The sequence below is a fragment of the Streptomyces sp. NPDC037290 genome, assembly GCF_055603245.1.
Window position 1 is genome coordinate 1 of record NZ_JBVJVZ010000005.1, and the last position, 17,186, is coordinate 17,186.

Genomic DNA, 17,186 nt, shown 5'->3' on the forward strand with positions numbered 1-17,186 from the left:
CGCCCGGTTACATTCCGAACCCGGAAGCTAAGCCTCACAGCGCCGATGGTACTGCAGGGGGGACCCTGTGGGAGAGTAGGACACCGCCGAACAATTTTTGAGAAAGGCCCACGCCGGATGGCGTGGGCCTTTCTGCGTTTTCAGAAGTTCACGTCGGCCGTTTTCACCGTTCCGCCCCGACGACCGGGTGCGCGCTGGCCGCTCCAGTAGAGATTGGTGTGGGCGATCACCTTCTCGGGGGCTGGCGCGCCGTACTCGGTGAGGTCCTGTGTGGTGTGCGCGTCGGCGACGAGCGTCGCGTCGTAACCCCGCGCCAGGGCGCCGTGCAGGGTCGAGCGGATGCAGAAGTCGGTCTGGGCGCCCGTGACGAGGAGCCGGCCCACCCCGCGCTCGGACAGTACGGATTCAAGGTCGGTGTCCTCGAAGGAGTCCCCGTAGCTCTTGTCGATCAGGGGCTCCGTGGCGAGTCGCTTCAGTTCGGGGACGTACTCCCAGGCCTCCGTGCCCGGCACCAGATCCTCGTCCTGGTGCTGGATCCAGACCACCGGCACGTCCGCCGTACGAGCCCTGTCGATCAGAATGTTGATGTTGGCGATGACGTCGTCGCGGTGTGGGGAACCCGGCACCACCACGCCGTTCTGCACGTCGATGACGAGGACGGCGGTGTTCGGTCGTTGGGACAGAGTTGTCATGGCGTCCACAATATGTGGATGCCTCCGGGCGTGTGGGGCACTACGGTGACCCCATGAGTACCAGCTATGACTACGTCGTTCGGGCCATACGCCCTGGGGAGTGGGCCGAGGTGAGGCAGCTGCGGTTGGACGCGCTGCGGGACCCGGTCGCTCACCTCGCCTTCCTGGAGTCGTACGAGGAGGCCGCGGGCCGGGCGGACGCCTTCTGGCAGGACCGGGCGGTCGGCTCGGGTGAGGGGTCCACGGCGGCCCGGCAGTTCATCGCCGAGGCGGCCGACGGTGTCTGGGCGGGCACGGTCACCGTGCTCATGGAGGAGGCAGGGACGACGGACTGGGCCGGGTATGCCGTCGATCGCCGGCAGGGGCATGTGGTCGGCGTGTACGTCAGGCCCGAGCACCGGGGGACCGGGCTGATCAAGACCCTGTTCGACGTGGGCGTGGAATGGGCGCGGTCGCGGGGCGCGGAGCGGGTGCGGCTGTTGGTGCACGAGGACAACTCGCGGGCCCAGGCCGCGTACCGCAAGGCGGGGTTCGTGCCGAGTGGCGTGGTCGTGCCGTTCGTGAAGGACGCGACGCGGAACGAGCTGGAGTTCGTGCGGGAGTGGCCGTCCTAGACCGGCAGTTCCCGGTGTGGCCAGCGGGAGCGGGCCTGTTCGCGGGAGCGGAGCAGGGCGAGGGTCGGCAGGCCCTGCTCGTTGCCGGTCGCGAGCAGGTCGGGGAGCTGGGGGAGCGGGGCCACGGCGGCGATGTCGTCCAGGACCAGGGTGAGTGGTGGGTCGAGCCGACCGGAGGATGACCGTTCGGCCATGCGCCGGCCGCGCTCGACCACGCTCGAGACGAGGGCCGTCAGGAGGGGCATGGCACCCGGGTTGGTCCTGGGGTCCTCGATGGATTCGCCTACCACATAAAGCGTGCCCCCTTCGTGGACGAAGGAATCCAAGGCGAGCGCATCAGTTCGGTTTGGACTGCAGGCCTCGCGGACGTTGACCGTGAACAGGGCCGACAGGGCGCGGCTGGTCAACTCCTGGGCGATGTCGCGGCGTTCGGGATGGGCGGTGAGCGCTGCCTCGAGTTCGCCCGCGGCGCCGGGAGCGGCCTTGGCGTGGGTGCGGAGGGTGCGTACGGCCTCCTGGACCTGGGTGCCCTGGGACCAGCGGTGGACATGGCGGATGGTGCGGTTCTCCAGGGCCGCCGCGTGGAGGTAGCTGCGCAGGAGGGTCGTTGCCGTCTCGGCCACCGTCTGGTCGATCTTGGCGGTGGGCTGTACGGGAGTGAGGAGCGCGGTTGCCCTCTGCAGGGCCGTTTGCCTGTCCTCGCAGCCGGAGACGGGGGACCAGTGGAGGCGGGCCGGGGTGTCGCACAGGTGGGTGGGGTCGTAGAGGAGGGTGGGGCCCAGTTTGGCTCGGGCGTCCTTCGTCTCCGACCAGAGGGTGGGGTTCGAGGTGACGACGAGGGCGGGGCCCGGAGCGTCCTGGATGGCCTGGGCCGCGGTCGTCTGGCGGCTTTCCCTCGGTGCTGTGAGGACCTTCTCCCACTTGCCCACTCGTTCGTCGTCGGCCGGCGGGGCGCCCGGCCCCTGAGGGGCGGGGTCGGGCTCGCTGCGGGGCGCGGGCACGCCGTGCTGAGGCGCGGGTACCTCGTGCTGAGGTGCGGGCGGGCTCACACGTACCGGGGCAGGGGTGGGCGCGGTGACCTGGGGTGCCGCTCCCGCTGACGCCGCCGTTGCGGCCTCCGGCGCCACTTTGTTCTCGGCCCGTCGTCTGGCCCTTCCTGCCCGCCATCTCGCCACCGTTCCCAATACGAACATGGTGAGGACGAACAGGACCATCAACTGAGCTATGAACAGGCCCCAGAACAGTCCCCAGCCGGACAGGTGGGAGGCGGGGGTGTCGGGCCAGGCGCCGGTGATGTCGTGGGGCCGGCCGATGAGGTGGCGCATGGCCAGGGGGGTGCGGGTGAAGGTGACGCCCTCGGGCCAGGCGCCCTTGGCGAAGAGGGCCGCGAGGCCGGTGGCCGTCCACACCAGCACGGTCATGCCGAGGAGGAACGCGAGTATGCCGATCAGGAGGCCGTCGGGGATGCCGCCCTGGCCGTCCCGGCGGTCCTCGCGGCGGTCGCGAGCGTCCGGTCTCACCGTTCCTCCCCTGCCTGTGCCCCTACGCCACCGTCGATTCGGAGTCGCCGAGGTGCTGTTCCACGAAGGCCGCCGCCCGCTGCTCGGCCTCCAGCTCGGCGGCGCGCAGGGCCTCGTCGGCCGCCAGGTCGCTGGAGGACTCGGTCATCGCGCGGTCGGTGAAGACCAGCGGGCGTTCCGTCTCCGTGATCAGGTGTTTGACCACCTGGACGTTGCCGTTGACGTCCCATACGGCGATGCCGGGCGTCAGTGTCGGGATGATTTCCACCGCCCACCTCGGCAAACCCAGCACCCGGCCGGTGGCCCGTGCCTCGTCGGCCTTCTGGGCGTAGATCGTCCTGGTCGAGGCCATCTTCAGGATCGCCGCCGCCTCCTTGGCCGCCGCTCCGTCCACCACGTCGGACAGATGGTGGACGACCGCGACGAACGAGAGGCCCAGCCGGCGGCCGAACTTCAGCAGGCGCTGGAACAGCTGGGCGACGAACGGGCTGTTGATGATGTGCCAGGCCTCCTCGACCAGGAAGATGCGCTTCTTCCGGTCGGGGCGGATCCAGGTGTGCTCCAGCCACACGCCGACGATCGCCATGAGGATCGGCATGGCGATGGAGTTGCGGTCGATGTGGGACAGGTCGAAGACGATCAGGGGCGCGTCGAGGTCGATCCCCACCGTCGTGGGGCCGTCGAACATGCCGCGCAGGTCACCGTCGACCAGACGGTCCAGGACCAGGGCGACGTCCAGGCCCCAGGCGCGTACGTCGTCTATGGCGACGTTCATCGCCTCGGCCGACTCCGGTTCGGGGTGCCGTAGCTGCTCGACGATGTCGGAGAGGACCGGCTGGCGGGCGACGATCGACTCGTTGACGTAGGAGTGGGCGACCTTGAGGGCGAAGCCGGAGCGTTCGTCGAGGCCGTGACCCATCGCGACCTCGATGATCGTCCGGAGCAGCGCGAGCTGCCCGGTGGTGGTGATCGCCGGGTCCAGGGGGTTGAGCCGGATCCCGTGGTTCAGGGCGGCCGTCGGGTCGAGCCGGATGGGTGTTATCCCCAGCTCCTCGGCGATGAGGTTCCACTCGCCCACGCCGTCCTCGCCCTGGGCGTCCAGGACGACGACCTGGCGGTCCTTGAAGCGCAGCTGGCGCAGGACGTACGTCTTCTCCAGGGCCGACTTGCCGTTCCCGGACTCGCCGAGGACGAGCCAGTGCGGGGCCGGGAGCTGCTGGCCGTACAGCTGGAAGGGGTCGTAGATGTAGCCCTTGCCGGAGTACACCTCGCGGCCGATGATGACGCCGGAGTCACCGAGGCCGGGTGCGGCCGTCGGCAGGTAGACCGCCTGGGCCTGGCCCGTGGAGGTGCGTACCGGCAGCCGGGTCGTCTCGACCTTCCCGAAGAGGAAGGAGGTGAAGGCGTCGGTGAGGACGGACAGCGGATCCCGCATCGGCGAATCAGCCCCTACCTGCGGATGCCGGTGGCGAAGGGAAGTGTGTTCACGAAGGCGCGGTGGTGCTCGCGGTCGCACCACTCCAGCTTCAGGTACGACTTTCCGGCGGAGGCCCTTATGGTCCGCTTGTCGCGGTTGAGGGCCTCCGGGGAGCGGGCGGAGACGGTGATGTAGCCGACGAGGTTGACGCCGGCGGCACCGCTGGCCAGGTCTTCGCCTCTCTGGTCGAGGCGGTTGTGGGCGGCGACGTCCCGCGGGTCCACCGTCCGGTTCATCTTGGCGGCGCGGGAGGCCTCGGCCTCGTCGTTGGTCTTCTCGGTCAGCATGCGTTCGATGGCTACCTCGGTGGGTTCGAGATCCATCGTGACGGCGACCGTTCGGATGACGTCGGGGGTGTGGACGAGGAGGGGCGCCAGGAAGTTGACGCCCACCGGGGTCATCGGCCACTCCTTCACCCAGGCGGTGGCGTGGCACCAGGGGGCGCGGGTGTTGGACTCGCGGGTCTTGGCCTGGAGGAAGGTGGGCTCGGTGGCGTCCAGCTCGGCCGGCCAGGCGTTGCGCTGGGTCATGGCCTGGATGTGGTCGATGGGGTGGTCCGGGTCGTACATGGAGTGGATGAGGGACGCCAGCCGTCCTTGTCCCAGCGGCTGCCGTACCCGGATGTCGGCCTCCTGCAGGCGCGAGCAGATGTCGGTCAGCTCGCGGGCCATGACGACGGCGAGGCCGGCGTCCCGGTCGACCTTGCCGGTGTGGCCGCGGACGGCGCGGGCCATGGCCTGGGCCTCGGCGGCCAGTTCGCGGTTGTAGTGCATACAGGCGACGAGATAGGCGCGGTGCTGCTCGCTGCTCGTGGACACCATGGACTGCAGCTGGTCGTAGGACTGCTGGAGCCAGTCGGGGGAGCGGCTGTCGCCGCGCAGGGCGACGTCCTTGGCGTGCGCGTCGGGGTCGGCGGGCAGGGTGCGGGCGAGCATCTGCAGCCGGGTCACGAACCCGTCGCCGTTGGCGACGTGCTTGAGCAGGGTGCCGAACCGGTCGACCAGGGCCTCCTGGTCCTCGGAGTCGCGCAGGCCGACGCCCGGGCCCTCGATCTCGATGGCGGCGGTGACCGTCTTGCGGTCGGCGTGCAGGAGCACGGCGATCTCGTCGGGCCCGAAGGGGGCGGCGAGCCAGGTGATGCGGCCGATGCCGGGCGGCGGGCCGACCTCGACCTCCTGCCCGTCGAGGGCGGTGCCCGCCTCCATGGCGCCGGACCGGTAGACGGCGTTGCCGCCCTTGGCGGTCCGCTTGAAGCTGCGGTTGATCTCGAACCACTTGTAGAAGGTGCGGCGCTTGTAGGGCACGTAGACCGCGGCGAGCGCGAGCAGCGGGAAGCCCGTGAGCAGCACGATCCTGAGGGACAGGACCGGGACGAGAAGGCCGCACATCATGCCGAGGAACGCGCCGACGATGATCAGCGCGATCTCGCCGGACTCGCGGTTCCGGCCGACGATCGCGTTCGGCCGGGCGCGGCCGATCAGATATGTACGGCGGGGCGTGACCGGATGGGACAGATGGGACTCGGTCGTCAACGCCCTTCACCTCCCGTGCGGTTGTTGCGGGTGTTGCCTGCGTGCGGGGTGTTGACCGGGCTGGGCGCGCGGGGCGCGGGCGTGGCGGAGGGGACGGATCCGCCGCCCCCGGTGGGGGTACGGCTGCTGTGGGCGGCGACTCCGCCGGTGGCGGGGTTGGCCGGGCGGGGGGCGCTGCTGGACTGTCCCGCGCCGGCTCCGTTGTTGTCGGCACGGGTGCTGTGGGTCTTGATGCCCTGGGCGACGAGGGTGGCGGGCGAGCTGATGACGGCGGCGGCCTTGCTCTCGGCGCCCTGCATGATGCGGTTGTTGCGGCCGTTCGCGATGTCGTCGCCGAAGCCGGGGACGAAGCGGTAGATCATCGCGCTGGCGAAGATGGCGAGCAGGATGATGGCGAGGCCGGAGACGACGGCGGAGAAGGCGTCGGGGCCGTTGCCGCTGGACAGGGCCCCGGCGAGGCCGAGCACTATCACGATGACGGGCTTGACGAGGATCACGGCGATCATGATTCCGGCCCAGCGGCGTACGTGGCCCCACAGGTTCTTGTCGACGAGGCCCGCGTAGACGACGGTGCCGAGGAGGGCGCCGACGTAGAGGAGTGCGGCCCTGATGACCAGCTCCAGCCACAGGACGCCGGCGGCGAGGATGCTGACCAGGGAGACGACGATCAGCATGATGGGGCCGCCGCCGATGTCGGTGCCCTTGCCGAGGGCGCCGGAGAAGGTGCCGAAGAACGTGTCGGCCTGGTCGCCGGTGGCCTTGGCGAGGACGTCCGTGACGCCGTCCGTGGCCGACACGACCGTGTACAGGATCAGGGGGGTGAAGGCGGAGGCGAGGACGGTCAGCCACAGGAATCCGACGGCTTCCGAGATCGCGGTGGTCAGCGGCACGCCGCGCACGGCTCGCTTGGCGACGGCCAGCAGCCAGAGGAGGAGGGTGAGGATCGTGGACGCGGCGAAGACGATGGCGTACTGCTGCAGGAACTTGGGGTTGGTGAAGTCGACGTTGGCGGTCTCCTTCACGGCGTCACTGAGCTTGCCGATGGTCCAGGACGCAGCGTTCGCACATCCCTTGGCCAGGGAGGAGAGGGGGTCGAGGGTGTCGGTGAGGGGGTTCTGGGGCCCGGTGAGGCCTTTGTTGGAGCCGCCGCTGTCGTTCTGGCAGTACTTTTTGGCGGGCCCGGCGATCAGAGAACAGGGGTCGCTGCTCTTTGAGGGGCTTGGTCCAGGAGCTGCGACTGCGCTCGTGGAGAGGAGCACGACGGCGGTTTGGAGCGCGGCCACTAGGCCGGTGAGCTTGAGCGCTGTGTGTCGGCTACCGGGCATAGGTGAAGCCTCCGAACTCCTGGACCGCCTTGCTGATCTCGTCGGCTCCGGACACAGGGTTGTCACCGGTGACAGGAGTGGGGCCGGTCTTCTGGGTGGATGCCACGACCTTCCAGTCCCCGCTGCTCCAGTTCAGCGTCATGGTCACGGTGAACCAGCTGCTGGTCACCGGATTGGTCGAACTGGCGCCGGCGAGGCCGAAGAGGCCGTTGCACCAAACCTCGACCGTGGCCGCGTTGGTGCTGAGCGATGTGACCTTGGTGCCGGCCGGCAGGGTCCGGTTCACGAATGTGTTGCCCTTGGGAGCGCTGCCGTCGTTGTTGAGCCCGACCTTCTTCAGGAAGGCTGCGGAGTAGTCAGCATCGAATCCGGACTGCAGGCTGCTCAGACTGCTGGGATCAGCGATGGCCTGCACGATTTCGTGCCGTCGGACGGTATTGAACATGCCGTCAGAGCCCAGGACGGTCGCATAATTCGCCGCCGCACTCTCCGCCCCCTGCTCCGTATGGGCGAAGCCCGAGGGGATGCCGCTGGTCTTTGTGTCCACCGGGCGGGTGCCCGTGGGGGCCGTAGGGGCGGTGCTGGGTGGGGAGCCCTTTGTTGTCGTGTTGTTGGCAGACGAACCACCCCCCCTGTTGGCGAAAGCGATTGCTGCGATCAGGAGGGCCACTACGCCGACCACCGTGACCAGGCTTCGGGAGGAGGAGCGGTGGGGGGTGCGGCGGGGGGCGCCGCCGTAGGGGTCGGTGTCGGGGAGGCGGGTACGGGTGTGGCCGGTGTCGCCGTAGGCCTGTTCGTCTCCGGGGTTCATGCCGCGTACGCCCTCTCCACCTCGTAGAGATACGACGGTAGCCGTGCTGGTTCCCGCGCGGGCGCGGTGTGGTGACTCGACATCAGGGACGCGTCAGACCGCCATGCCGTACACGATCGTGAACAGGGTGCCGAGGGAGCCGATGATGAAGACCCCGGTCAGGCCGGCGATGATGAGGCCCTTGCCCTGCTCGGCGCTGAAGGTGTCGCGGAGGGCCGTCGCGCCGATGCGCTGCTTCGCCGCGCCCCAGACCGCGATGCCCAGGCACAGGAGGATGGCCACGGCCATGACCACCTCGATCATCACCTTGGCCTCGTTGCCCAGGCTGCCGAAGGGGCCCCAGTCCGGAGCGATCCCGCCGATGATGGTGTTGATGTCTCCCTTGTCGGCCGCGAACAGCATGTAAGTCACCGCCCCTGGTGGGTAGTTCCGCTGGCCCCCTGCGGTGTGCAGAGGTCAGGCCTCATTGTCGCCGACAACGTCGCCAACGTATGTCGACTTGACGTCATTGACTGGCGGGTTTCGTACGAATGGCGAGTACGGTCACTCTGTGTATCACGGCAGGTCACGCCGGGCAACGAGGTGCGACCGGAACCTGTCGTGTGGTTCGGTCGTTGTCCTCCTTTACGACCTGGTCCGGTTTCTGACGGCCGGTCGGGTGAGGCGTCGAGATGATGTTCTCACGGGCGGGGGAGCGAGAGCCTTCGACGTGCGTGGTGTGCTGCTCGGCGTACGGCACCAAGCCTGCCAAGAGAGCCGGACAGGGAAGAACGGGCCGCGGCTGGTTGCCGTGGCCCGTCTTCCGCTCCGCGCCGCCGAGGGGACCCCACGTCCCCCTCACCTGGCGGCTCCCCGTGACCCGACGGGGTGGTTCAGGCGGTGCTCAGCTCGCGCCGAAGGCGCCCGTGCCCTCGGGGGTGCCCCAGCCGGTCGGGCCGTCGTAGCCGGACCTGGCGGTGCAGAAGTACGACGTCGAGCAGCTGCCGTTGCTGCCGCTGGTCACGTCGTTGAGGGCGGAGGTGCCGGCCGCGGCGTACGGGTACCGGGCCGGGTAGTCGCTGCTGCCGGGGGTGCCGGCGAGGGCGTAGACCGAGGCGATGATCGGCGAGGAGGCGCTGGTGCCGCCGTAGGTGTTCCAGCCGGTGCCGTCGGAGCCGTAGGTGTCGTAGACGGAGACGCCGGTGGCGGGGTCGGCCACCGCGGACACGTCGGCGATCATGCGCTTGGAGCAGCCGGAGTCGGTCTGCCAGCTGGGCTTGGCGTCGTAGCCGGAGCAGCCGGAGCCGGTGCCCTCGGTGCTGGAGGTGTTCCAGACGGACTCCGTCCAGCCGCGGCTGGTGGAGGACGTCTTGAGGGCGGTGCCGCCGACGGCGGTCACGTACCTGGAGGCGGCCGGGTACTCGGCGCCGTAGCCCTCGTCGCCCGCGCTCGCGGTGATGGCGACGCCCGGGTGCTTGTAGTACGAGGAGTCGTAGGTGGTGTCGGAGGAGGACTCCGAGCCGCCGTAGCTGTTGGAGACGAACCTGGCGCCCAGCTTGACGGCCTCGTTCACCGCGGTGCCCAGGTTGGCGTCGCTCGCCGACTTGGCCTCGACGAGGAGGATGTTGCAGTTCGGGCAGACCGCGCTGACCATGTCCAGGTCGAGGGACTCCTCACCGGCCCAGCCGCTGTCGGCGGCGGGCAGGGAGGTCGTCGAGCCGGTCTGGCTGACCTTGGAGAAGCAGCCGTTGTCGCTGGTGCAGTCCGGCAGGCCGTAGTACGACCGGTAGGCCGCGAGGTCGGACTCCGCGTTCGGGTCGTCGTAGGCGTCGACGATCGCGACGGTCTCGCCCGAGCCGTTCGAGGAGGCCGCGTCGGTCAGGCCGTACGCGGACTGGAGGTCGGAGGGGCCGTAGCCGGTCGGGGAGTCGGAGGCGGCCTTCGGCGAGACGGTCTTGGGCGTGACGCCCTTCAGGGCCGCCTGCTTCTCCATGAAGGCGGTGGTGCCGCCGGTGACGCGCAGGGCGTTGCAGGCGGCGTAGCCCTTCTTCGGGGTGGCGCCGCACGCCTTCTCGTACCGGACGTGGGCCTTGGCGACCTGGGCGGCGACGGCCTTGGCGCTGATCTTGTGGGGGGTGGTGACGGCCTCGGCGTGGGCCGCGGTGGTCAGGCCGGCGGCGAGGAGTGCGGCGGTGGCCGCTGCTGCCGAGCCGATGCGGCGCCGTCTGCCGCGTATGTGGGGGAAGTCGGGCGTGGTCGTACGCAAGGTACAGCCTCCTGGAAGTGGTGGACAGAGGCCTGCGGGTATGGGGGTCCACCGGTGGGTGACCGGTGGGGGCGGCGGCCCGCGAACGACCCTCGCTTGTTGAGTACGCGACAACAAGGGGCTTTCGGAATCCTGACTACCGCGTTACTGAAGGCGGTTGGGGGCTTACTGGTCAATGAAGGTGTGCTGGCGCTGTGCTGGGCGCTGCTTGACCCGGCGCACAGGGAGCACAGGGCGCACACACAAGGCGGTGCGCCTCAACGGGGCTTGAGGCCGTGCAGCAGCAGGTGGACGTGTTCGTCCAGGCCGCTCATGGCCTCCTCGGCGTCGAGTGCGCAGCCGGCGATGAGGGCGGCGAGGCCGTGCAGGCTCGCGGCGGCGACCATGGTGATCCGCTCGGGATCGCCGGCCACGATCTCGCCCTGCTCCTGGGCCGCCGAGATCATCCGGGTGAAGGAGCCGAGGGACTCGTCGACGGCCGCGGCGAGCTGGGCCGAGCTGTCGGGGTCGTGCTTGCGCGCGAACATCAGCTCCAGCAGCTCGGGGTTGTCGACGGTGAAGCCGAGGTAGGCCCGGGCGAGGGCGGCCATGCGCGCCTCGAAGGGGAGGCCGGGCTGTCCGGCGGCACTGCCCAGGGCCTGGTTCAGCCGTTCGTACCCGTCCAGCGCGAGCGCGTCCATCAGGGACTGCTTGTCCTTGAAGTGCCGGCCGGGGGCCGCGTGGCTCACGCCGATGTCCCGGGCCAGCTCGCGCAGTGAGAGCGCGCCGGCCCCCTTCTCGCGCAGGGTGCGCTCGGCGCTCCTGAGCAGGGCGGCGCGCAGGTCTCCGTGGTGGTAGGGGCGGCTTGCTGGCCGGGACGTGCGCGACATGCCGACCATCGTATCTCGATGTTGACGCTGTCAATATAGTGGGCGCCGCCATCATTGTTGTCATTGACAGCATTGTTGTCGATGCCTACATTGGCTCCCATGACTACTGACTGGAACGTGACCGACCTCCCCGACCAGACCGGCCGTACGGCCGTGATCACCGGCGCCAACAGCGGCCTCGGTCTCGCCACCGCCGAGGCGCTGGCCCGGGCCGGAGCGCACGTGGTGTTCGCCGTGCGGGACCTCGCGCGGGGCGGGGCCGCCGCGGCGAAGGTCGGCGGCAGCACCGAGGTGCGCCGCCTGGACCTGGCCGACCTGGACTCGGTGCGCGAGTTCGCGGACGCCTGGGACCGCCCGCTGGACCTGCTGATCAACAACGCGGGCGTGATGATGCTGCCGGAGCAGCGCACCAGGCAGGGCTTCGAGATGCAGTTCGGCACGAACCACCTCGGGCACTTCGCGCTGACCGGCCTGCTGCTGCCGTACGTCACGGACCGCGTGGTGACGGTGTCCTCCGGCGCCCACCGCTTCGGCGACGGAGCGATCCACTTCGCCGACGTCAACCTGCGCGGCCGCTACACCCCGGTCCGGGCCTACGCCCAGTCCAAGCTGGCCAACCTCCTGTTCACCCTGGAACTCCAGCGCCGTCTGGCCGAGTCCGCCTCCCCCGTACGGGCCCTCGCCGCCCACCCCGGCTACGCGGCCACCAACCTGCAGAGCCACAGCGCGAATCCCCTGGCCCGGGCCTTCATGGCCGTCGGCAACAGGGTGTTCGCCCAGAGCGGCAGGGCCGGCGCCCTGCCCACTCTCTACGCCGCCAGCCAGGACCTGCCCGGAGCGTCCTACGTCGGCCCCGCCGGCCTCGGCGAGATGCGCGGCGCCCCCACCCTGGTCGGCCGCAGCGCAGCGGCCAGCGACCCGCAGGCGGCCCGCCGACTGTGGACGCTGTCGGAGGAGCTGACCGGCGTGGAGTGGGGGCTCAGGCCGGTCAGCCGACCTTGATGTGCCGGTCCATGCCGAGCTGCTTGTGACCGTCGACGGGGCAGTACACGTCGTAGGTGCCCTTCTTCAGGGTCACCGTCAGCGTGGCCTCGTGGCCGCTGGGGATGGTCTTCGTCATGGCGTCCTCCACGCCGGGGCCGTCGACCGACAGCGCGTGCGTGACCCGGCCGTGGTTGGCGGAGACGAAGGTGTAGGTGCCCGGTGCGAAGGAGGACCGGGACAGTTTCAGCGCGTACTCGGTCTCGGTGACGGTCACGCGGGTGCCCTCGCCGGCCTTGGGGGTGCCGCTCGCGCCGCTCGTGTGACCGCCGACGCCTCCGCCTGAACAGGCGGCCAGGAGGAGGGCGGCGGCGCAGGCGGCCGCCGCCGTGCCGAGTGCCGTACGGGTCGTGGGGGTCGAGGTTGCCATCCGGCTCATCACCTTCTGAACCTTCTGAGTGAAAGGCTGCCTTTCCGAACAAAGGGCGCCCATTGGGAGTACGTCCGGATATACGAAAGAGTTCATCGGCGGGCCCCGGCCGCGCACATCAGAAGGTTTCACAGGAAAATCTCAGTGAAGTCGGAGCGCGTTTCTCACTTTCCTGGGACAGAGTGGGGCCTGATGGAGCGCATCTCACGCATCATGGTCACCTCGCGTCCCACGCTGCTGGGCGCCGTGGTGATGCTCGCCCTGACCTCGGCTTCCGTGGCCTCGGCCGATGACGGGCCGGGACCCTTCGGGGTCACCGCGGAGGTCGTCGCGACGCGGCAGAGCGCGCGGGTCGGGGCCCTGTTCGGCGCGGACCGGGTCGGCCGGCTGGCCGGCGGCCACTTCTGCACGGCCTCGGTCGTGCACAGCCCCCAGGGCAACCTCCTGGTCACCGCGGCGCACTGCGTGGACGGCGTCGACGGCGACCTGGTCTTCGTCCCCGGGTACCGGGACGGAGAGGCGCCGTACGGGGTGTGGGCGGTGGGGGAGCGGTTCCTGCCGGACGGGTGGTCGAGGGACCAGGACGAGGACAGCGACCTCGCGTTCGTCCGTGTGGAGGACAGGGACGGCAGGCGGATCGAAGACGTCGTCGGAGCGAACCGGTTCGTGACGGGGACGGCCACCGGCGCCACCGGCGTGACCGTCGTCGGCTACCCGGACTCCCGTGAGGTGCCCATCCGCTGCACCAACAAGCCGAGTCCGCACAGCCGCACCCAGCAGCGCATCGACTGCCCCGGCTTCGCCGGCGGCACCAGCGGCAGCCCCTGGATCAACGGCGACGGTCAGGTGGTCGGGGTGCTCGGCGGACATGAACAGGGCGGTTCGACCGATGACGTGTCGTACAGCGTCGTGCTGGGGGGCGAGGCGGCCGGGCTGTACCGGGACGCGGCCGGCGCTCCCTGAGCCCCGGCGGCACGCGCGTGGGTGATCCCGCGTCAGGGCGGTAGCGCGTCCGGGGGTGTTGTGCGTCGGTCCGGGGTTCTCGTCCCGGAGCAGGTCCGCTCTTAGACTGCTGCGGTGGACTGACCGGTGGCGAGGGGCGGTTGACGGTGCGTAAGGCGTGGGTCGTCGGTGGTGCCCTCGTGGGGGGCGGGCTGAGCTTCGTCATGCTGCTCGTCGTCGGCGTGTACGTCGTCGCCGGGAACCTCCTCGAGAGCGCCACCTCGGGCAGCAGGGGGCTCGCGAAGGGCGCCGTACCGGCCGCCTACAAGTCGCTCGTCCAGCAGTGGGGCAATCTGTGCCCGGCGCTCACTCCGGCGCTGCTCGCCGCCCAGCTGTACCAGGAGAGTGGCTGGAATCCGACCGTCGTCAGCCCCGCCGACGCGCGCGGCATCGCCCAGTTCATCCCCAGCACGTGGGACACGCACGGCATCGACGGCAACGGGGACGGCAAGCGGGACATCTGGGACCCCAACGACGCGATTCCGTCGGCCGCTTCGTACGACTGCGAACTCGCCAAGGACGTGAAGAACGTTCCGGGGAACGTCTCCGACAACATGCTCGCCGCCTACAACGCCGGTGCCTACCGGGTCATAAACGCGGGCGGTGTGCCGGCCATCAGCGAGACGCAGAACTACGTCAAGCGGATCCGCAGCCTGGAGCAGAGCTTCGTCGCGCCGGTCAGCCGGATCGACCCCACCCGGCAGGCCGCCGGGGCCATCGCCTTCGCGCAGAGCAAGCTCGGCACGCCCTATCTGTGGGGCGGCGAGGGTACGACCCAGCAGGGCGGCCGCTTCGACTGCTCGGGGCTGACCCAGGCCGCGTACGCGAAGGTCGGGATCACCCTGCCGCGCGTCGCCAACGACCAGTACAACGCGGGCCCGCACCCCTCGCGGGACCAGCTCCTCCCGGGCGACCTGGTGTTCTTCTCCACCGACCTCGGCGACTCGCGGGCCATCCACCACGTGGGCATCTACGTGGGCGGCGGCTACATGATCGACGCACCGCGCACCGGGGCCGTCATCCGGTTCGATCCCATCGACGCACGCGACTACTTCGGCGCGACCCGGGTCACCGAGGCCGGCGCGAAAGCGCTCCCCACCACGGTTTGAGATGGTGTGACCCAGCGTGAACCACCCCCCTGAGCTGCGGTGATGAGTCTCTCTTCGATAACGTCTGCGTGATCATTCAGTGGAGAGTGGAACGTATTAACGGGGGCTGTGCGTTCCTGACCACGGGGGTAGGAGCGGCGCACACGAAGTGCGTCCGGCAGACGACGAAGGGGCCGCAGCACCATGGCTGTACTCGCCGAATCCGGATCGAACCCCGACGTCGACCTGCTCTACGACATCAATGGCCTGGCCAAGGAAGCCCCGCACTGGTTCGACCGGGTCATGGAGTTCGTCGGCGAGTACGGCCTGCTGCTCGCCATGGTCCTGCTGGTGCTGTGGTGCTGGTGGTCCGTGCGGCGGCGGGGCGGCGAGGACGCCGCGGCCTCGGTCGCCGCCCTGGTGTGGGCGCCGCTCGCGGCCGGCATCGCGGTGCTGGTGAACGTGCCCATCCGGGGGTTCGTGGAGAGGCCCCGCCCCTTCGTGCAGCACCAGGGCCTGGACGTCCTCGTCTCCGGCAAGACCGACTTCTCCTTCGTCAGCGACCACGCGACGATCACCATGGCGCTCGGGGTCGGTCTCTTCGTGGCCCACCGCCGCTTCGGCATCGCCGGGATCGCTCTCGCGCTGCTGGAGGGCTTCTGCCGGGTGTACATGGGCGTGCACTACCCGACGGACGTCGTCGGCGGCTTCGCGCTCGGCACGGCGGTCGCGCTGCTGCTGTCGCCGTTGGCCATGGCGTTGCTGACCCCGGTGCTGCGGGCGGTGGAGCGGTCGCCGCGCGTGGGATGGGTGGTGCGACGCCGGTCCGCGCGGGAGATGCCGGTCGTCCCGGGCGCCCGTCGCGCGGTCACGTCCGAGGAACGGGACCTGGCGGCGTAGCCGGTACGGCGTCGCGCCACCCCCGCGGACCCCGTCCTACAACCCCTGGGCGTACGAGAAGAACCTCTGCGGGTCGTACTGCTTCTTCACCTTGCCCAGCCGCGTCGCCGCATCCCCGTAGTACGCCTTCTTCCAGTCCGTCAGCGTCGGGTCCACGTAGTTCTGGTACGCGGCGCCGGAGGCGTAGGGGGACATCGCCTGGTGCGCCGAGGTCAGCCACGACTGGGCCGTACCGCCGGAGGCTCCCGCTCCCCAGGACGCGATGTACTGCGCCAGCATCCGGGAGCGGCGGTGCACGAAGGCCGTCGCCGTGGGCGCGACGCGGTTGACCGCACCGCCGAGGGCGGTGAACGCGATGCTGCCCGCGCCGCCCCGGACCGAGCCGATCTGCCGCAGCAGGGTCTGGATGCCCGCCGAGGACAGGGAGCGGTCGAAGAAGTCGGAGCGGGCGGCGTAGGTCTCGCGGCCCAGGCGGCCCTGGGGGGAGCGGCCGGGCGTGCTGCCCGGGAGGTGGCACTGGGCGTCCGTGGAGAAGGAGGAGCAGTTGGCGTAGATCTCCATCGCCTCCTCGTAGCCCCGGCGGCGCAGGGTCACGGAGCGGGCGTCGGCGCCGGCCTTGTGCGCCAGCTGGTCCACCGCGTTCTGGAGTTCGCCGTAGGTGCCGAGGGAGAAGCAGGACACGGAGATCGACGGGGTGCCGCCCGGGGTGTTCGACAGGTGGAGGGAGGACCAGATCTCGTCGGGCTGGGACGGCCCCCATTCCTGCCAGGCCTTGATCACCGCGGCCGCCTTCGACCACGGCCAGGTCATGTAGGCGGTCACCGCCTGCGGCGCGGCGTGCGTTCTGAAGTGCAGTTCGGTGACGACGCCGAAGTTGCCGTTGCCCGCGCCGCGCAGGGCCCAGAAGAGGTCGGAGTGGTTGTTCGCGTCGGCTGTCACCTGGGTGCCGTCGGCGGTGATGAGCGTCGCCTGGGTGAGGCTGTCGCAGGTCAGGCCGTAGGCGCGGGAGACGACGCCGTGGCCGCCGCCGAGGACCAGGCCGGAGACGCCGACGGTGGGGCAGGAGCCCGCGGGTATGGTCACGCCCTTCGCGGCCAGCGCCCGGTAGACGTCGATCAGCTTGGAGCCGGCGCCGACCACCGCCTGCCCGCCGCTGACCCGGATGCGGTTCAGCCGGGAGACGTCGAGGATGAGGCGGTTGTCGCCGGAGGAGTAGCCCGCGTAGGAGTGGCCGCCGTTGCGTATGGAGATGCGTATGTTGTGCGCGTGGGCGTAGGCCAGGGTCGTACGGATGTCGTCGGTGTGCGCCACATAGGCCACCGCGGCCGGTTTCAGACCGTCGAAGCGGGTGTTGTACAGCTGGTGGGCCGTCTGCCACGCCGTGTCGCCGGGCCGGATCAGGGTGCCGTCGAGGTCACGGGCGAGGGCCGCCCAGTTGGCGGCGGCGTTCTCGCTGGTGGTCTTGAGGGCCGTGAGGGACGATGAGCCCGTGGTCGCCGACGTGGTGGACCTGCCCGAGCCCGAGCCGCACCCGGTCAGTGCGGTCGCGGCCAGTGCGGCCGTGCCGCCAGCGATGAACCTACGCCGTTCCATGCCCATCGTCGTCTGTCACCCTTTCGCAGGCCGCCTTGGCCCTTCCTTGGGTGAGACGGCCCTGTGGGCACGTCGGTTCGTAACAGTTCACACACAGGGAAACGAAC

General features: G+C 70.0%; 16 protein-coding genes and 1 rRNA gene. 6 read left to right on the top strand and 11 right to left on the bottom strand.

What is annotated here, in order from left to right; translation table 11 throughout:
- Window positions 1-92: ribosomal RNA gene (gene rrf, locus ACZ7HQ_RS18475) — 5S ribosomal RNA — on the top strand; the annotation flags it as partial.
- Between the two features lie 48 nt (window positions 93-140).
- On the opposite strand, the gene ACZ7HQ_RS18480 is transcribed toward rrf, so the two are convergent.
- Entirely contained in the window at window positions 141-692 is a 552-nt protein-coding gene (locus ACZ7HQ_RS18480; protein WP_470990726.1) for a cysteine hydrolase family protein, read from the bottom strand.
- 53 nt (window positions 693-745) lie between these two features.
- Here ACZ7HQ_RS18480 and ACZ7HQ_RS18485 point away from each other — a divergent pair, with 53 nt between their 5' ends.
- Window positions 746-1,306, top strand: coding sequence for a GNAT family N-acetyltransferase (locus tag ACZ7HQ_RS18485; RefSeq protein WP_470990728.1), 561 nt, complete (start codon window positions 746-748; stop codon window positions 1,304-1,306).
- Here the strand turns inward: ACZ7HQ_RS18485 and ACZ7HQ_RS18490 are convergent.
- From ACZ7HQ_RS18490 to ACZ7HQ_RS18525, 8 genes are all read right to left on the bottom strand, one after another.
- The gene (locus ACZ7HQ_RS18490) at window positions 1,303-2,826 is read right to left on the bottom strand and encodes a type IV secretory system conjugative DNA transfer family protein (RefSeq protein ID WP_470990730.1); all 1,524 of its coding nucleotides are present in this window, start codon (window positions 2,824-2,826) and stop codon (window positions 1,303-1,305) included. The two genes, ACZ7HQ_RS18485 and ACZ7HQ_RS18490, sit on opposite strands and share 4 nt — an antisense overlap.
- Window positions 2,827-2,848: 22 nt before the next feature.
- Window positions 2,849-4,261, bottom strand: coding sequence for an ATP-binding protein (locus ACZ7HQ_RS18495; RefSeq protein WP_470990732.1), 1,413 nt, complete (start codon window positions 4,259-4,261; stop codon window positions 2,849-2,851).
- A 14-nt stretch (window positions 4,262-4,275) separates the two neighbouring features.
- Window positions 4,276-5,835 carry an SCO6880 family protein gene (locus ACZ7HQ_RS18500; protein WP_470990734.1) on the bottom strand — a complete coding sequence of 520 codons (1,560 nt, stop codon included), beginning with the start codon at window positions 5,833-5,835 and terminating at the stop codon, window positions 4,276-4,278.
- A complete protein-coding gene (locus tag ACZ7HQ_RS18505; RefSeq protein ID WP_470990736.1) occupies window positions 5,832-7,160 on the bottom strand; it encodes a hypothetical protein in 1,329 nt (442 codons plus the stop codon). The genes ACZ7HQ_RS18500 and ACZ7HQ_RS18505 overlap by 4 nt, the downstream gene beginning before the upstream one ends.
- Window positions 7,150-7,971 carry a DUF8175 domain-containg protein gene (locus tag ACZ7HQ_RS18510; RefSeq protein ID WP_470990738.1) on the bottom strand — a complete coding sequence of 274 codons (822 nt, stop codon included), beginning with the start codon at window positions 7,969-7,971 and terminating at the stop codon, window positions 7,150-7,152. Before ACZ7HQ_RS18510 ends, ACZ7HQ_RS18505 begins: the two co-directional genes overlap by 11 nt.
- 93 nt (window positions 7,972-8,064) lie before the next feature.
- A complete protein-coding gene (locus ACZ7HQ_RS18515) occupies window positions 8,065-8,373 on the bottom strand; it encodes a hypothetical protein (RefSeq protein ID WP_014673544.1) in 309 nt (102 codons plus the stop codon).
- A 481-nt stretch (window positions 8,374-8,854) separates the two neighbouring features.
- On the bottom strand, window positions 8,855-10,216 hold the full coding sequence (locus ACZ7HQ_RS18520) for a S53 family peptidase (RefSeq protein WP_470990740.1): 1,362 nt from the start codon (window positions 10,214-10,216) through the stop codon (window positions 8,855-8,857).
- A 257-nt stretch (window positions 10,217-10,473) separates the two neighbouring features.
- Window positions 10,474-11,085, bottom strand: a complete 612-nt coding sequence (locus tag ACZ7HQ_RS18525; protein ID WP_470990742.1) for a TetR/AcrR family transcriptional regulator — start codon at window positions 11,083-11,085, stop codon at window positions 10,474-10,476.
- Window positions 11,086-11,184: 99 nt separating this feature from the next.
- On the opposite strand from ACZ7HQ_RS18525, the gene ACZ7HQ_RS18530 reads away from it, so the two are divergent.
- Complete coding sequence (locus tag ACZ7HQ_RS18530) at window positions 11,185-12,087, top strand: oxidoreductase (RefSeq protein WP_470990744.1); 903 nt, start codon at window positions 11,185-11,187, stop codon at window positions 12,085-12,087.
- On the opposite strand, the gene ACZ7HQ_RS18535 is transcribed toward ACZ7HQ_RS18530, so the two are convergent.
- A complete protein-coding gene (locus ACZ7HQ_RS18535; protein WP_470990746.1) occupies window positions 12,074-12,496 on the bottom strand; it encodes a cupredoxin domain-containing protein in 423 nt (140 codons plus the stop codon). The two genes, ACZ7HQ_RS18530 and ACZ7HQ_RS18535, sit on opposite strands and share 14 nt — an antisense overlap.
- A 192-nt stretch (window positions 12,497-12,688) precedes the next feature.
- Between ACZ7HQ_RS18535 and ACZ7HQ_RS18540 the strand changes: the two genes are divergently transcribed.
- The 3 genes from ACZ7HQ_RS18540 to ACZ7HQ_RS18550 all read left to right on the top strand — a co-directional run bounded on the left by ACZ7HQ_RS18540 (window position 12,689) and on the right by ACZ7HQ_RS18550 (window position 15,486).
- Window positions 12,689-13,459, top strand: coding sequence for a trypsin-like serine peptidase (locus tag ACZ7HQ_RS18540; protein WP_470990748.1), 771 nt, complete (start codon window positions 12,689-12,691; stop codon window positions 13,457-13,459).
- Between the two features lie 140 nt (window positions 13,460-13,599).
- Window positions 13,600-14,607 carry a C40 family peptidase gene (locus ACZ7HQ_RS18545; protein ID WP_470990750.1) on the top strand — a complete coding sequence of 336 codons (1,008 nt, stop codon included), beginning with the start codon at window positions 13,600-13,602 and terminating at the stop codon, window positions 14,605-14,607.
- A gap of 183 nt (window positions 14,608-14,790) precedes the next feature.
- Complete coding sequence (locus ACZ7HQ_RS18550) at window positions 14,791-15,486, top strand: phosphatase PAP2 family protein (protein WP_470990752.1); 696 nt, start codon at window positions 14,791-14,793, stop codon at window positions 15,484-15,486.
- A gap of 36 nt (window positions 15,487-15,522) precedes the next feature.
- On the opposite strand, the gene ACZ7HQ_RS18555 is transcribed toward ACZ7HQ_RS18550, so the two are convergent.
- Window positions 15,523-17,079, bottom strand: a complete 1,557-nt coding sequence (locus tag ACZ7HQ_RS18555) for an FAD-binding oxidoreductase (RefSeq protein WP_470990754.1) — start codon at window positions 17,077-17,079, stop codon at window positions 15,523-15,525.
- Window positions 17,080-17,186 lie beyond the last annotated feature (107 nt).

What these genes read in the sequence shown, in the direction of transcription:
- ACZ7HQ_RS18555 (WP_470990754.1), bottom strand. Translation starts at nt 17,079, where the DNA reads ATGGAACGGCGTAGGTTCATCGCTGGCGGCACGGCCGCACTGGCCGCG.
- ACZ7HQ_RS18510 (WP_470990738.1), bottom strand. Translation starts at nt 7,971, where the DNA reads ATGAACCCCGGAGACGAACAGGCCTACGGCGACACCGGCCACACCCGT.
- ACZ7HQ_RS18540 (WP_470990748.1), top strand. Translation starts at nt 12,689, where the DNA reads ATGGAGCGCATCTCACGCATCATGGTCACCTCGCGTCCCACGCTGCTG.
- ACZ7HQ_RS18485 (WP_470990728.1), top strand. Translation starts at nt 746, where the DNA reads ATGAGTACCAGCTATGACTACGTCGTTCGGGCCATACGCCCTGGGGAG.
- ACZ7HQ_RS18505 (WP_470990736.1), bottom strand. Translation starts at nt 7,160, where the DNA reads ATGCCCGGTAGCCGACACACAGCGCTCAAGCTCACCGGCCTAGTGGCC.
- ACZ7HQ_RS18495 (WP_470990732.1), bottom strand. Translation starts at nt 4,261, where the DNA reads ATGCGGGATCCGCTGTCCGTCCTCACCGACGCCTTCACCTCCTTCCTC.
- ACZ7HQ_RS18480 (WP_470990726.1), bottom strand. Translation starts at nt 692, where the DNA reads ATGACAACTCTGTCCCAACGACCGAACACCGCCGTCCTCGTCATCGAC.
- ACZ7HQ_RS18515 (WP_014673544.1), bottom strand. Translation starts at nt 8,373, where the DNA reads ATGCTGTTCGCGGCCGACAAGGGAGACATCAACACCATCATCGGCGGG.
- ACZ7HQ_RS18525 (WP_470990742.1), bottom strand. Translation starts at nt 11,085, where the DNA reads ATGTCGCGCACGTCCCGGCCAGCAAGCCGCCCCTACCACCACGGAGAC.
- ACZ7HQ_RS18535 (WP_470990746.1), bottom strand. Translation starts at nt 12,496, where the DNA reads ATGGCAACCTCGACCCCCACGACCCGTACGGCACTCGGCACGGCGGCG.
- ACZ7HQ_RS18550 (WP_470990752.1), top strand. Translation starts at nt 14,791, where the DNA reads ATGGCTGTACTCGCCGAATCCGGATCGAACCCCGACGTCGACCTGCTC.
- ACZ7HQ_RS18530 (WP_470990744.1), top strand. Translation starts at nt 11,185, where the DNA reads ATGACTACTGACTGGAACGTGACCGACCTCCCCGACCAGACCGGCCGT.